Genomic DNA, 14489 nt, shown 5'->3' with positions numbered 1-14489 from the left:
CATAGAAGTAACAGTATTAAATATATTTCTTAGCCATTGTACTAGGTTGTATGCTTTTTAATGTCTGGATATTGGTCAAATAATATTTTGGATCTTAGGTATTGATTTTGAGTCCAATTATTAGGTGCTTTGTAGAATCGGTATCTACTTCTGGCTAAGAGTTGTTTTCTGCTATCTCCATTGCTAAAGGTTTCTGAGCTATAGTCTTTTTGTTTGCTTTTAGCTTACTTGATCTGTTTATTTTCTTGGTCTATAGCTTCCCAACGGTGTTTAATCCTGATATCCTGCAAAGCTTCTAGAGCTAGTTTTTGTACATAAAAGCGATCGGTAACTTGGGTGGCTTTAGGGAAACATTTTTTTACAATAACCTTCATCGAATGTGGTATATCTAAAGTAATCTCTTTGACCTTATCCCTAAGTGATTTTGGGATCTTAATCAATTGTGCTATGATAGGTTCAGCCTTGGTCTCTGAGAGTATAACAACGATAGCTCCTTTCTTGCCTTTAGCACTTTTATTGGTAATAATAGTGTAGAGTTCTCCTTTGGAGAGTGCGGTTTCATCAATGGATAAATACTTCTCCATATTCTCAGGGAAGATCAGCCACTCTTTAACGTATGGCTTATCTTTCCAATCTTTAAATTCACTCAGATAGTCTCGAAACTGACACGTTGTAATTTTTTACCATTAACACCATATAAACCACCGATAGTATGACAGTCGTTAGGTTTAGTACTGATTAAGTACTTTTAAAAAAGTAGCGAACTCTACTGTCATACGAGTTCCCTGTGCTACTAAATCCTAATTTCTTGGAGCTATTTCCTTAGTGCTTTTATCTAACCAACGACGACGTTTAATATGAAGATAAACCTTCTTGCCTCGAATAAGAAAATCTTGAATGGTAATTTCTTTATGAAAACCGTGAGAGATAATAATGCTAGATGAAAATTCCTCTGGAACATCCTTCTTCTCTTCAAAATATAGATGAAGAACATCATTAGCTGTCTCGTGTTTTACAATATCAAAATGGGTAATTAATAATTCTGGTAACAGAACCTTTAGTTAAGTCAATATATGGATCCAATAGTTGATTTTATTTACAAAGATCATATTCTTATTTCAATTCACACACAACTTTTAGGAATGATCCGCTTTTTTGATACCGGGATAGTACTCAAAGAGTATTTTAGATCTTATGTATTGATCTTGATCAAAAGTAGCTTAAAGATTTCCTTCTAAAATTATTAGGTAGTTAAAAATTGATTGATTTTAAAAAATAAAATAAAAAAAACGACACCATATGTATTATATATTAGGTGTCGTTTAGAAAAAATTCTATTTTGGGGCTACAAAATAAAATTCAGTATTAATTAATTTTCTGCCATTGTATAGCTAGTAAATTTTTGCATCGCTATTCTAGTCAATTCTTTAGCTCTATTTACATAAAAAGTCTTTGTATCGTCAAGTGATTCATTCTTTAGATCATTTTCACTTCGTAAATAATCAGCTTGTGATTCAAATTTAGATTCTTGATTTAGAATTAAACTTAATTCTTGAAGAGCATTTTCTAATTTTTGTAAAGCTAATTCTGCTTTTGATTTTATTAAAGTTTGCTCTTTTAGTTCAGCAGCACGTTTAGCTTCAAATTCTAATTTCTTTTTATTTTGCTCAGCTATTTGTTGTTCTAATTGTTTCTGTTCTAATTCTAATTTAAGACGCTTTTCTTCTAATTCCTTTTGCTTGTTAACTACGTCTTGTGTTGCTTCAACCAACTCATTTTTTTCTTTGACATAAGTCATTTCTTCATTTATGTCAGTACTACTATTATTTGCCTGACAAAAAGTTAACTGCTCTAATAAGTTAGAACCTAGTTCTTTTGCTCTTTTAGCAAAATATCTACTACGTTCATATGTATCTTCATTTAAAGCACTTTCCATATCTACTTTTGCTTTATATGCAGTTTCATTTGCTTTTTTACATCCACATTGTTCTGCTAAATTTTCAACTTTAGAAAAAGCTTCTATAGCCTTATCTGCATATTCTTGAGTATGAAAAACATTATTTGCCCCATGAGCTTTTTTACTGTGTGAATACGCATAGCTTGCAGCAGTTAAGGCATCATCGTATAAATTTTGAGCATTAATCTCGAAAACAAAAAATAAAAGGAATAAAATAATTGCAGTTTTTTTCATTCTTCATTGGGGCTTTTAAAATGATATACAATAATACAATATTTAATTTGTAATATCCAAAAAAATAAGTCATTAATCGATAAAAAACGCTTTTTATCTTAATTTTTACGGGAAAACCTTAACGTTAGACGTAAATGTCCTACTCTATACAACAAGGGATATATTGTGTTAAATTTAGATAGTATATAAACGTTGTTGCATGTAATAATAGTATAATAAATAGGACTTTTTATAAAAAAATATAATCTGACCTAGATATTTTGTAAGTTAGTTATAATATTACGTCAAATCGCTTTATGAAAGAATTAGTTATATCTTCAATAAATAATAATCTTAATAATGCTATAGCATTACTTAATAGTATAGATTCTACTACTTATCAAGATACTTCAGTAGGTCCATATTTTTCTAGTATAGGTTCTCATATACGACATACTCTTGATTTTTTTGATTGTATTATTAATGGTTTAGATTCTAATAATATAGATTTAACAGCTCGTAAAAGGGATGAAATTTTGTCTAAGAATAAAGAGTTTGCAATAACTCATATATATGACCTTCAGGAAACGTTACTTTCTTTTATTGATGTGAATACAGATTATTTAATTCATGTTACAGACCATATGGGGGAGGGTAAGGTAACGGTTAATTATACATTAGAAAGTATTCTTTCTCATGCTAATAGTCATGCAATACATCATTATGCTACTATAGGTTATATTTTAGATTATTTAGGGGTAGAAGTAAAGATCTCTGGGTTTGGTTACAATCCAACTACTCCGATTAATAAAAGAGAAGGAATTTAATATTCTATATATTACAATGGACAAGATGCTTTTTTATAAGAATAACTATTATATACTTAATTTAGAATTGCTAATAGTGTTTTTTTAACTAAAAAAAACATAAATCCTCAAATAAAGGTTGTTTGTCCACATTGTTTGGTTTGTAATCCGCAACAAATCATTTTTCATTTTAGTTTCTTCTAAGTTTGTCTTTATAATTTAAAAATTTAGACATGAAGAAATTTAGAAATAATTCTTATTTAACAATACTACAAACAGTATTCGTTTTTCTTATCTTATTAATTGTTTCATGTGGTAGTGATGATGATGATAAAATTATGCAAAAATTTGCAACGATACCCACTACATCTCTGACAGATTATGATGGTAGGTTAGTTTATACACCTGCTAATGGTTCTGGAGAAATTGTGGTTGAAAATGGATCTGCAAAAATTTCTAAACTAGGCGATTCATATACTATTGTTTTTAGTGATGAAGTACCTTCAATAAAAGGATTGAGGTTTATTACCGCTAATGGGGCATATGCTTCTGTTTCTACTGACGGATCTTCAGTAGGAATTTCAATAAATAATAATAAGTTATCAATAGGAGCTACTATTGCAGGGAATTCTTGGGCTTTTTCTGGGAATAACTAATCTTTTTTAATGAACAAAATAAAATCTTATATTATTAGGAGAATGCTGAAAATCCTGTAAAAGAGTAAGCGAACATTAAATACATTTTATAATGAAAAAAATAAATAAATTAAACAAATTAAAGTTAGATAAAAAAAAGATTTCTATATTAAACAGTGATAAAATGATTACTGTAAAAGGTGGTGCGGGTAGAAGTTGGTTTCCTACTAGTTGCCATACTCGCTAGTAATACATAAACATTTTAAATATTTTCATAATATTTAAAGTTTTTTGATTGATCTGTAAATAAGTCACTGCATGTGTAGGCATGTTAGTGATTTATTTTTTACCAAATATAGCTTCCATTATAGTTTTTAAACCTTTAAAAACCATTAGTATTGCAAATATAGCTCCGGATATTCCTAAAATAAGAATAGGGATGTATAATTGATGTTCTTGATTTTTAAAAGCAGAATGTATAATAACAGGGCTAATAAACATAAAAATAAGTGCAATAGCCATACGTTGTATGCCTTTACCTAATATTTCTTTATTGGTTTTTTTAGGCTCCATAGTTATCGATTGCATTACGTACACTTCCATAGTCGTTTAATAATTTTGTGGCATGTTCACGATCAATCGATAATTCTTCCATAATCATACGTAGTGCTCTATCTATCAATTTAGCATTGCTAAGTTGCATGTCTACCATTTTATTACCTTTTACTTTTCCTAATTGAATCATAGTCGCAGTAGAAATCATATTAAGTACTAATTTTTGGGCAGTTCCTGCTTTCATTCGAGAACTTCCTGTTAAAAACTCAGGGCCTACAGTAATTACAATTGGAAATTGTGCAGTAAGAGCTAGAGGGCTTCCTTCGTTACAAGTAATACAACCAGTAGTAATCTGATGTTCATTACAATATTGCAATGCGCTTATTACATATGGAGTAGTTCCTGAAGCAGCAATACCTATGACTACATCCTTTTTGGAGATATGATGTGTTTCTAGGTCTTTCCAACCTTGATTGGTACTATCTTCTGCATGCTCTACGCTATTTCTAATAGCTAAGTCACCACCAGCAATTAAACCAATTACTAAATTGGGAGAGACTCCAAAGGTAGGAGGACACTCACTAGCATCTACAACACCTAGCCGTCCACTTGTTCCTGCTCCAATATAAAATAATCGACCTCCATCAGCAAGTTTTTTTGTGATTTGAGTAACTAAAATTTCAATCTGTGGTATAGATTGCTCTACAGCATCAGGTACTGTCTTATCTTCTTTATTAATATTACTTAGCAATTCATTAATACTCATTTTTTCTAAATTAGTATATTTTGATGCTTGTTCTGTAGTTTTTATAAATGACATATTTCAAAAATACTCTTTTTTGATTTTAAATAAGAGTAATGATTTATTTTTTAAAAACAAATTGTTACTACTTTATAGTAAAATCATATCGATTAGCTTCAGAGAGATTAAAATACCCTAAAGCATAGTTATCTGGGTTAGTTATGTTAATAATGTTTCCTCGTAATAAGGCAGGAGGGGTTTTAAATGGATTTCCTCCATTTTCTTCACTTTGGTCAATAAGCAAATTAGCGTAGTTATAATACCGTTCATCGATACCTAATATTTTTATAGAGATGTCTCTTCCATCTACCATATTTTTATAAAAATAAGAAAAGCTAAATGTTTTACCTTGATAAAAACGATCTTCACTTGCTAAAAATAGACTGAAATCAAAATTAAAAAGATAAAAATCATTACGGCTACCATCGTCTGTAAAAGAAACAATAATTTCGGTTTCATCACCTTCAAATAAAGTGCTATCACCTTGTTTTACATTATCAATAATAACCGTAGGTATGAGCCGTGCAATAGCATTATAGGTTTCATTATTATGAATGACAGTAAGTTGATATGAAGTTTTAAATTTTGGAATAAATTGTATTGAATCAGGGGTGTAAAATCCTTTTTCTCTCGATTCGATAAAATTAATAATTGAATTGTTACTCATGTCTGTAATAAAAACAGTAGCATTGCTTACAGCCGGAATAATACTATCAAAAAAAGGTGTTGATAGTGTAAGTTTTACTCCTCCTTTTATAGTAACAGGTTTTTCGTTTTGATAATACTCGAAAGAAGCATCAATAACTAATCTAGATTTTCCATTAGGAACTTTTATATCAACTACGTCTTCACAATTGGTTAGTGTTACTAGCAGGGTAAGTATATATATTATATTTTTCATTTTCTAAAACTTAAAATTATAAGTTACCGCAGGTATGATTCCAAAAATGGAAGTTCTTATGGCCTCATTTATATATGTTTCTGAATTTCTTGTAAAACTAATTGAGGCTGCATTTTTTCGATTATATAGATTGTAAATACTGAATACCCATTCTCCTTTCCATTTTCTGTCTTTATTTTTTTTAGGGGTTAATGTAGCAGAGATATCTATTCTATGATATGCTGGTAACCGTTCATTGTTTCTTAAACCATCAAATATGGGTACTGATAATCCTCTGTATTGGAATTGTCCTGTTGGATAATTGGTGGGTTGACCTGTTTGAAAAACAAAATTAGCTCCAAATTTCCACTTTTTACTTAATTCATAATTAGTATTGATAGATATATCATGAGTTTTGTCATAAGGGGTATCATACCATTTATTATTATTGATACCGGGTTCTAAAGGTGTTCTTCCGGGTGTTTTTTGTTCTGATTTAGATATAGTATAAGCTAACCAACCTTTTAATCGCCCTTTATTTTTTCTAAGCATAACTTCTAAACCATAAGCACGAGCTATACCATTTAGAATGTCTTGTTCTATAGCATTATTAGCAATTAAATCAGCACCATTTATATAATCAATACGGTTTTTAATTTCTTTGTAAAAAAGTTCTGATTCTATAGAATATTTATTTTGACTACTATTTTTAAAATAACCTAAGGCATACTGATCAAGTAATTGTGGTTGTATATATTTACCACTTGGAGTCCATACATCTAAGGGAGTAGGGGAGTTAGTATTTGATAGAAGGTGCAGATACTGAGCCATTCTATTATAGCTAGCTTTTATAGACGTATTTTTATTAAATGCATATGATAATGCTATTCTTGGTTCTATATTGGTAAATGTTTTGATAGAACTGTTTCTATTAAAACGCACTGTTTTTATAGGTTTTGCAGCTTCATAAACTTGAAATTTTTCATTAAATAAAAGAGGAGTATTATTTTGGTATATATTTAATTCATCTTGCCCTAATCTTATAAAATTACTTAACCTAAGACCATATTGGATGGTTAGATTAGTATTAATTTTATGTTCTACGTCAATATATATCCCGAGTTCATTAGCGTACTTATTCGTGAGTTTTTCTCGGTTAATTCCAGAATTTACTCGATTAGGTTTTATTTCGCCTGGATTAAATTTATAATAGATAGTATTGATACCGTAATTCAGTTGGAATTGATCACTGAGGTAATGCTTTAAATCATATTTGAAATTAAAATTTCGAATACCAGAATCCCATTTGAAACCGACAAAATCGAGTTCTAATCCATAAAAATAATCCGAATATATTAGGGATAAATTGGAAAATAATTTGTCTGAATATAGATGATTCCATCTTAGATTCAGTACTGTATTGCCATAGGTGTTTTTAAAAATTTTATTTAAGGAAAATATATCACGACCAAAATATCCTGATATATACAAATTATTATTATCATTAATTTTATAATTTAATTTTGTATTTAAATCATAAAAATATGCTATGTTATTATTATTAAACAGTGGTAGAAAAAGATGTGCATAAGAGGTTCTGCCTCCTACTAAAAAGGCTCCACGATCTTTTACAATAGGTCCTTCGGCTAATAATCTACTTGATACAAGTCCTAATCCTCCATTAATTTTAAAATTATTACTGTTTCCTTCTCTTTGGTAAATATCTAATACAGAAGATATGCGACCACCATATTTAGCAGGAATACCTCCTTTATATAATTTAATATCTTTGATAGCATCCGGATTAAATACAGAGAAAAAACCAAATAGGTGAGAAGAGTTAAAAATGGTAGCTTCATCTAATAAAATAAGATTTTGATCTGTGGCTCCTCCTCTAACATTAAAACCAGATGCTCCTTCTCCTGCACTGGTAACTCCTGGTAATAAAATGATTGATTTGATGACATCTGCTTCCCCTAGAACAACGGGTATTTGTTTTATTGTTTTAGATGTGAGCTGATTAATGCTCATCTGTGGATTTTTGATGTTTATTTTATTTGTTTGTTTTGTGATAACTACTTCGTCAAGCATTTCTGAAGATTCTGTAAGTTGGAGAGATAATTTCTTATCTTCATTGAGATCAATTTCTTGAATAACATCTATAAATCCTAAGTAACTTATTTGTAATTTATATTTTCCTGGAGGTAGGGTAATCGAATAAAAACCATATTCATTAGTAACTACCCCTTTTCCTATTTTGGGAAATGAAATGGTAACTCCAATAAGAGTTTCGTTACTAGATTTTTCAGAAATAACACCACTTAATGTGAATTTTTCCTGACTAAGAATAGAGTACGGGAATATTACTATTAATATAAGAATAGATAATAGTTGTTTTTTCAAAGGAAAATTTTTACCAATTACAGCTAATAATACGTAGCATAGTAAAGAAACGAATATGTTATGAATTTTACAATTAATTAGTATTAATTCTGTATTTATTAAAACTAGTAGATTATATTATGTGATTACTATTTAGATATATTTATCCGAGAATATTATGCTTGTTGATGAATAAAAAAAAGGTAATTATGTTCTCTAACATAATTACCTTTTTTTTATTGAAATAGATTCTTATTTAATTGACTTTTTCATTGGTTATTAGAGCCCATATTTTATCTAATGATTCTTCTATTTCAGCATTAAAGTCGGTACTAATATTTGTTACAAAATAATATCCTCTATTTTTGATAGGGTCAAAAAGGCATATTGTTGATGTTCCTGGATCTCCTCCATCATGTGTTATTGTCTTATTATCAGTGATTTCCCAAAATATACCTCCTTCTGTTTCTGCTATTTCAGTATGATTAGCCTGATGTGTGTATATAGTTTTGTAGGACTCTGCAGATAGTAATTTTCCTTTGCCATGATATCCTTTTATCATCTCTATTAGGTATTTACTAAAATCAGAAGTGCTAGTTATTACTCCTCCATCAGCTTTTGTTATTAAAGAATATCTAGGTATCTCTAAATCTTTTTTAAGATAAAGCGTAGATAGATTTTTGGTGTTTATACTACTGAAATTCCAACCTGTAGCATCCATTTGTAGTGGAGTAAAGATGTGTTTTTTAGTATACTCTTCATAAGAGGTATTTGTTACATTTTCTACAATAAATGCGGCTAATGCTGCAGCAATGTTACTGTATTCATATTTCTCTCCTGGAGCATTTTCTATAAAATTTTCTTTTGAGTACCATTCACCTGAGGTGGATAATACTTTTTCTAAAAATATGGATTCATCCATTTTAATGTTATTTTTAAAAAAGAGCATCAATGGTTGAATTTCTTCTGGATAACGAGACACGTCTACTTCAGAAGGGTTTTCAAAAATATAACTTTTATTATATACATCTCCATCATTGATTCCTGATGTATGTGTAGCTAAATGTCTAATTGTAATTGGTTTTGTAGGATGATATGGATGTATAATATCAAAAGGAAGATAGGTGTTAATATTAGCATCTAAATTAAGTTTTCCTTGTTCTACGGCTTTCATTATGGCTAATGAAATAAAAGTTTTGGATATTGATGCGATATTTTGGACTGTATGATTAGAGTATTTCTTATTTTTTTTGATGTTTGCAAATCCAAAAGATTTTTTATACAGCACTTTATTATTATCAACCACTGCTACAGAAAACCCTGCTAGTTTTGAATTGTCATATGCTTTTTGGAGTTTATCATCTAGATGTTTATTGATATTGATGGAATCATCATCCTTATTACAAGAGATTATTAAAAAAAGTAATGATATAAAGATTATTTTTTTCATTTTAGATTATTTAAAATTAGTATTATAAAAGTTCATTATATCATACAGTAGTAGGATACTATTTTTAGGTACAGTAATCAGATGACTATATTTATGGCATATGAATTTGTATAAAAAAATAGGATGATATATGATATTCTTAGTTTTAAATGATGTCAGATCATTTAAAATTTTGGCATTAATTAATGTTACTTATAAAGACAGTTTGGCTAGATAATGGTTGCTTTTTTTTAAAGATTTAAGACATTTTTTTTATAGAATATTAAATACACAAAGCCGATGTTCTGATATCAGAACATCGGCTTTGTGTATTTAATAAGAGTCTTGTAAAAGACTTATAATTACTTTTGTTTTAGAGTATAACTTGTTTTGATTACTTGAGTAAGTCTAAAATAACCAAAAGCATAATTTTCTGGTTTTGATTGATTGGTACAGTTTCCGCGTAATGGAGCAGGAGTAGTAGAGAATGGTCCACCATCACTTTCTGACTGATCTATCATTAATCGAATATATTTATAATATCTTTTTGATATTCCATGTAGCTTAATGTCTACAATACTTCCAGGTTTTAATTCTTGGATGGTACTGTCATCATCTTCTTCTTTACTGAAGACAACTTTCATTTCATTTCCATCAGAAAATTCATCGGATTCATAGAATAACTCAGGGAATAGATCTCCTCTTTCTTTAAATTTTACGAAATAAAAGTTTTCTATATCTTTTGGATCATCAAACATAAGATTTACTTCTAGTACTTCATCTTCTATGGATTGAGTGATGTTTTTAACGTCTGTAACAGGAGTCATTGTTTCTTTAGCAATATATACTTCGTTATTATAGATAATTTCTAAGGTATATGATTGATTCAATACAGGAACAAAGTCTGAAGTGATATAATTTCCATTTTTTTGATCTATAAAGATAAATTCTGTGCCATCATTATCATTGATTATTTTAACAGAGGCTCCTTGTACTTTATTGTTTTTTTCTTTATCAAAATAAGGGGTAGAAGTGGTTAGCTTTATAGATTGTTCATTTCCAGAGGTACCTTTTTGCCAATCTATAGAAGCTTCTACTACTAGTCTTGGACTTGCTACAGGTACATCTACATTAATTACATCAGAACATGATGTAAAGGTTATAACTATAATTAATATGATGCTTTTTATATATGTTTTCATTTTATTAAAATTTAAAGTTATAAGATATTGATGGTACAATACCAAAGATGGCAGTTCTTGTAGCTTCATTTGCCCCCGTTTCTAAATTTTGTCCAAAAGATATGGAAGCTGCATTTTTTTGATTGTACAGGTTATAAATGCCAAAAATCCATTCGCCTTTCCATCTTCTATTTGGTTTATTATTAGGAGTATATGTTGCAGAAATATCTAATCTGTGATATGAAGGTAATCTGTTAGAGTTTCTGTCAGAATAGCTAGCAATTGATAATTCTTCATATTGATATTGTCCATTAGGATAGGTAACTGGCCTACCAGTTTGGAATATAAGATTACTACTAAATGTCCATTTATCATTTAGTTTATAGATTCCTGTAATGGATAAATCATGAGTTCTATCATGTGCTGTGCTATACCATTTTCCATCATTGATTCCTGGTCCTGCTACATTATCTCCAAGAGTTCTTTGTTCTGATTTAGAAATAGTATAGGCTAACCAACCCGTGAAATTTCCTTTGTTTTTTCGGAATAAAAATTCTAATCCATAAGCTCTTGACTTACCATTTAATATTTGTGTTTCGATAGTATTTTGTCCTATTAAGTCAGAACCATCTATGTAATCTATTCTATTATCTATGTTTTTATAATATCCTTCAATTTCTAAAGAATAGGTACTGTTTTTGAAGTTTCTGAAGTATCCTAAAGCATATTGATTAGACAATTGTGGCTTAATAAATTTTCCACTAGGTGTCCATACATCTAATGGTGTTACAGATATTGTATTTGATAATAGGTGTATGTATTGAGCTGTTCTGGAATATCCTGCTTTTAGAGATGAAGTTTCTGTTAGTTGATAAGATAATCCTACACGAGGTTCTAAATTACCATAACTTTTGATGGTTTCACTTTTTTTGTATTTAGTATCTCCGACTACTTCGCCTTCTTCATAAATACCTAAAGCACTATTGTATACTACAGGTTGGTTGTCTTTGTAATTAGATAATGTTTGTCCTCCTAATCGACTAAAGGCACTATAGCGTAATCCATATTGTGCGGTAAGTTTTTCTGTAATTTTATGTTCAGCATTTAGATATACTCCTGTTTCTATAGCTTTTTTTTCATCTAATTTTCTATAGTTTATAGGAGATGTAAGAGAAGTAGGGGTTATTTCCCCAGGGAAAAAATCATAAAAAATTCCGTTTCCTCCAAACTCTAATTTTAAGTCGTTACTTAAGTAATACTTTAGGTCGTATTTTAAATTGTAATTATTGATATAAGAAGTCCAATCAAATTCTGCGGATTTTATAGTTAGTTCATAATCATATTTGCTATATATAACGGATAAGTTAGAAAATAATCGATCATTAAAGATATGATTCCAACGTAAATTACCAGATAAATTACCGTAACTACTTTTGAAGCTTGTCGAAAAATTAAAAACATCTCTTCCAAAGTATCCAGAAAGATATAATTTATTTTTTTCACTAAGTTTATAATTCGTTTTTAGATTGAGGTCATAGAATTTTACTTTATTGCCTTTGATATCTTTAAAAGCGTCTGTAAATAAATGTGCATAAGAACCTCTACCAGCTACTAAAAAAGATCCATTTTTATTAAAAAGAGGTCCTTCTACAGCTAATCTACTAGAGATTAATCCAATTCCTCCTGTGAGTCCTATTCTTTTATTATTTCCATCTTTTTGACGAACATCTAAGACTGATGATACTCTACCTCCAAATCGAGCAGGAATACCTCCTTTGTATAGTTTAATGTCTTTTATAGCATCTGCATTGAATATAGAGAAAAAACCTAATAAATGTGATGTATTATAGATAATTGCTTCGTCTAATAATACAAGATTTTGATCGACTGCTCCTCCTCTAACATTAAAACCACTACTACCTTCTCCAGTATTGGTTACACCAGGTAATGTTTGTATTGATTTTATAATGTCTACTTCTCCTAGTACTACAGGCATTTTTTTTATGGTTTCTGCTTTTAATTTAGCAGTACTCATTTCAGGTTTTTTTATATTTACTCGTTCTGTTTCTCCTGAAGTAATGATTACTTCATCTAATTGCTCAGATGATTCAATGAGTTCAAAGTTTAATTTTTGATCGTTATCTAAAATTACTTCTTGGGTACTATCAACATAACCCATATAAGAAATCACTATTTTATAAGTTCCTTTTGGAGCAGTAATAGAATAAAACCCATATTCATTTGTTATTCCACCAACAGTAGTACCACTGAGAAAAACGGAGGCTCCAAATATGGTTTCTCCATTACTGACATCATGTATAGTTCCACTTATCGTATACTTATCTTGAGCTGATAAGAGTGATGTGAAAAAGATAAAAGCTAAAATCGTTTTTTTCATTTGTTTATTGATTGTTAGTAAATTTATACTCTAAATTTTAGGCATTAAACAGTGTTCCCAACATATTGTATATGCTAGTTTTTTTAATTAAATATGTTGTTGCAATAATTATATTATACTACTATGTAAAAGAAGTATAGTAGTTAATTCTATAGGGTTTAAGAATATAGATATAGAGGTTGGTCTCTTACTAAATAGCAAATTTGAAAACTTTAGGGTATAATTCCTTTTTTTAGATATTTCACAGGATTATTTTTAGAAAATTTCTTTAATAGTTTTCATCGATTCCATGTTGAAGTTTCATATTCTTGTTTAATTCAATTAATGATTTCCATTGAAAATTAATTGGAAACCATTCTTCGTTAGATTCTGAACTATTATTAATCATTTCTGGGGTTGAATTATTTTTAACATAAACTTTGTCGTTTTCTGAAAATACGTACACGACATTCAGCTTCTTTTTTTGTGTTGTTTTTGATTTATTCATGATTTTGTATCTTTTTTTTATATCGATTTCTTCCGAGATTGAACACGCCTAGTTTTACACCAAAACCTGCTGAAAATCCGTTTATTCTTGTTCTTGTTCCAGAATATAATTCTACTTCATTGGAGAATCTATATTTTATTCCTGTTTCTAATTGAATATATCTAGAAATATTATATAAAATATTTATTCCAGGTTCTACAACAAATACGGCATCCCAATCTTCGTTTTCACTTCGTTCTAGTTCTTCATCACTCCAATTGGTATTAATATATCCTGTAACTCCTCCACCTATTAATACAGGAAATGAAAGATTGATTTTTGCTTTACTAAAAAATATAGGTTCTAAGTGTATACCAGAATATATCGCTGTTAAATCAGCATCATATGAGGAGAAAATCCCTGATAAATTTTGATTAGAAAAAAGCCCTTTTGTTACAAACCCAACTTCAAATTTTTGATTAGCTACATATGCAATTTTAAGCCCTCCTATATATGTGGATTTACCTTTTATTTCTCCATAAGCACTGTGTAAGCCTAGATAGAATCCATGCACAATATTTTTACGATCATTAAATTCTATATATTCATTAGAGTCTTGCGCATTAATGTGCGAGAAAAGGGGGATTATTAAGAATAAAAATACAATTTTTAAATGTTGCATTATACTTGATTTGTTATATTCATTGACAGATGAAATTGGTAATGGTTGCATGTGTTTATTATTATTTTATAACTGTAGAATGATTTTTTTATTGAATTAAGGG

General features: G+C 29.2%; 15 protein-coding genes. 3 read left to right on the top strand and 12 right to left on the bottom strand.

Translation table 11 applies throughout. The features are described from left to right. Positions 1–224: 224 nt before the first annotated feature. The 3 genes from N456_RS19115 to N456_RS19110 form a co-directional block, all read right to left on the bottom strand. Positions 225–584 (bottom strand): transposase, encoded by a 360-nt coding sequence (locus N456_RS19115; protein ID WP_240315557.1) that lies wholly within the window; start codon positions 582–584, stop codon positions 225–227. 216 nt (positions 585–800) lie between these two features. Next, positions 801–1052: an ISAon1 family transposase N-terminal region protein gene (locus N456_RS25450; protein WP_420834730.1), complete on the bottom strand. Its 252-nt coding sequence runs from the start codon at positions 1050–1052 to the stop codon at positions 801–803. A gap of 317 nt (positions 1053–1369) precedes the next feature. Then, on the bottom strand, positions 1370–2191 hold the full coding sequence (locus N456_RS19110; protein WP_062060598.1) for a hypothetical protein: 822 nt from the start codon (positions 2189–2191) through the stop codon (positions 1370–1372). A 296-nt stretch (positions 2192–2487) separates the two neighbouring features. Here N456_RS19110 and N456_RS19105 point away from each other — a divergent pair, with 296 nt between their 5' ends. From N456_RS19105 to N456_RS25445, 3 genes are all read left to right on the top strand, one after another. Then, on the top strand, positions 2488–2997 hold the full coding sequence (locus N456_RS19105) for a DinB family protein (RefSeq protein ID WP_062060596.1): 510 nt from the start codon (positions 2488–2490) through the stop codon (positions 2995–2997). Positions 2998–3209: 212 nt separating this feature from the next. Continuing rightward, positions 3210–3632 (top strand): hypothetical protein, encoded by a 423-nt coding sequence (locus N456_RS19100; protein ID WP_062060594.1) that lies wholly within the window; start codon positions 3210–3212, stop codon positions 3630–3632. A gap of 91 nt (positions 3633–3723) precedes the next feature. Continuing rightward, on the top strand, positions 3724–3858 hold the full coding sequence (locus N456_RS25445) for a class I lanthipeptide (RefSeq protein WP_205410286.1): 135 nt from the start codon (positions 3724–3726) through the stop codon (positions 3856–3858). A gap of 92 nt (positions 3859–3950) precedes the next feature. On the opposite strand, the gene N456_RS19095 is transcribed toward N456_RS25445, so the two are convergent. The 9 genes from N456_RS19095 to N456_RS19055 form a co-directional block, all read right to left on the bottom strand. Then, a complete protein-coding gene (locus tag N456_RS19095) occupies positions 3951–4184 on the bottom strand; it encodes a DUF6095 family protein (protein ID WP_062060631.1) in 234 nt (77 codons plus the stop codon). After that, the gene (gene murQ, locus N456_RS19090) at positions 4174–4986 is read right to left on the bottom strand and encodes an N-acetylmuramic acid 6-phosphate etherase (RefSeq protein ID WP_062060592.1); all 813 of its coding nucleotides are present in this window, start codon (positions 4984–4986) and stop codon (positions 4174–4176) included. Before murQ ends, N456_RS19095 begins: the two co-directional genes overlap by 11 nt. A gap of 67 nt (positions 4987–5053) precedes the next feature. Further along, positions 5054–5869: a DUF4249 family protein gene (locus tag N456_RS19085; RefSeq protein ID WP_062060590.1), complete on the bottom strand. Its 816-nt coding sequence runs from the start codon at positions 5867–5869 to the stop codon at positions 5054–5056. Positions 5870–5872: 3 nt separating this feature from the next. Beyond that, positions 5873–8251 carry a TonB-dependent receptor gene (locus N456_RS19080; RefSeq protein WP_062060588.1) on the bottom strand — a complete coding sequence of 793 codons (2379 nt, stop codon included), beginning with the start codon at positions 8249–8251 and terminating at the stop codon, positions 5873–5875. 235 nt (positions 8252–8486) lie between these two features. Next, positions 8487–9680: a serine hydrolase domain-containing protein gene (locus tag N456_RS19075; protein ID WP_062060586.1), complete on the bottom strand. Its 1194-nt coding sequence runs from the start codon at positions 9678–9680 to the stop codon at positions 8487–8489. A gap of 341 nt (positions 9681–10021) precedes the next feature. Further along, positions 10022–10861, bottom strand: a complete 840-nt coding sequence (locus tag N456_RS19070; RefSeq protein WP_062060628.1) for a DUF4249 domain-containing protein — start codon at positions 10859–10861, stop codon at positions 10022–10024. A gap of 4 nt (positions 10862–10865) precedes the next feature. Beyond that, a complete protein-coding gene (locus N456_RS19065; RefSeq protein WP_062060584.1) occupies positions 10866–13238 on the bottom strand; it encodes a TonB-dependent receptor in 2373 nt (790 codons plus the stop codon). Between the two features lie 268 nt (positions 13239–13506). Then, a complete protein-coding gene (locus tag N456_RS24625; protein ID WP_158447935.1) occupies positions 13507–13683 on the bottom strand; it encodes a hypothetical protein in 177 nt (58 codons plus the stop codon). A 34-nt stretch (positions 13684–13717) separates the two neighbouring features. Next, a complete protein-coding gene (locus N456_RS19055; protein ID WP_148639381.1) occupies positions 13718–14437 on the bottom strand; it encodes a hypothetical protein in 720 nt (239 codons plus the stop codon). Between the last annotated feature and the right edge of the window lie 52 nt (positions 14438–14489).

The organism is Aquimarina longa SW024, from assembly GCF_001401755.1.
Taxonomy (GTDB): domain Bacteria; phylum Bacteroidota; class Bacteroidia; order Flavobacteriales; family Flavobacteriaceae; genus Aquimarina; species Aquimarina longa.
The sequence above is the reverse complement of the archived record's forward strand: the minus strand, read 5'-3'. Positions and strand labels throughout refer to the sequence as shown.

Excerpts from the sequence above, each read along its gene's own strand:
- N456_RS19115 (WP_240315557.1), bottom strand. The coding sequence starts at position 584 with ATGGAGAAGTATTTATCCATTGATGAAACCGCACTCTCCAAAGGAGAA.
- N456_RS19110 (WP_062060598.1), bottom strand. The coding sequence starts at position 2,191 with ATGAAAAAAACTGCAATTATTTTATTCCTTTTATTTTTTGTTTTCGAG.
- N456_RS19105 (WP_062060596.1), top strand. The coding sequence starts at position 2,488 with ATGAAAGAATTAGTTATATCTTCAATAAATAATAATCTTAATAATGCT.
- N456_RS19100 (WP_062060594.1), top strand. The coding sequence starts at position 3,210 with ATGAAGAAATTTAGAAATAATTCTTATTTAACAATACTACAAACAGTA.
- N456_RS25445 (WP_205410286.1), top strand. The coding sequence starts at position 3,724 with ATGAAAAAAATAAATAAATTAAACAAATTAAAGTTAGATAAAAAAAAG.
- N456_RS19095 (WP_062060631.1), bottom strand. The coding sequence starts at position 4,184 with ATGGAGCCTAAAAAAACCAATAAAGAAATATTAGGTAAAGGCATACAA.
- murQ (WP_062060592.1), bottom strand. The coding sequence starts at position 4,986 with ATGTCATTTATAAAAACTACAGAACAAGCATCAAAATATACTAATTTA.
- N456_RS19085 (WP_062060590.1), bottom strand. The coding sequence starts at position 5,869 with ATGAAAAATATAATATATATACTTACCCTGCTAGTAACACTAACCAAT.
- N456_RS19075 (WP_062060586.1), bottom strand. The coding sequence starts at position 9,680 with ATGAAAAAAATAATCTTTATATCATTACTTTTTTTAATAATCTCTTGT.
- N456_RS19070 (WP_062060628.1), bottom strand. The coding sequence starts at position 10,861 with ATGAAAACATATATAAAAAGCATCATATTAATTATAGTTATAACCTTT.
- N456_RS19065 (WP_062060584.1), bottom strand. The coding sequence starts at position 13,238 with ATGAAAAAAACGATTTTAGCTTTTATCTTTTTCACATCACTCTTATCA.
- N456_RS19055 (WP_148639381.1), bottom strand. The coding sequence starts at position 14,437 with ATGCAACCATTACCAATTTCATCTGTCAATGAATATAACAAATCAAGT.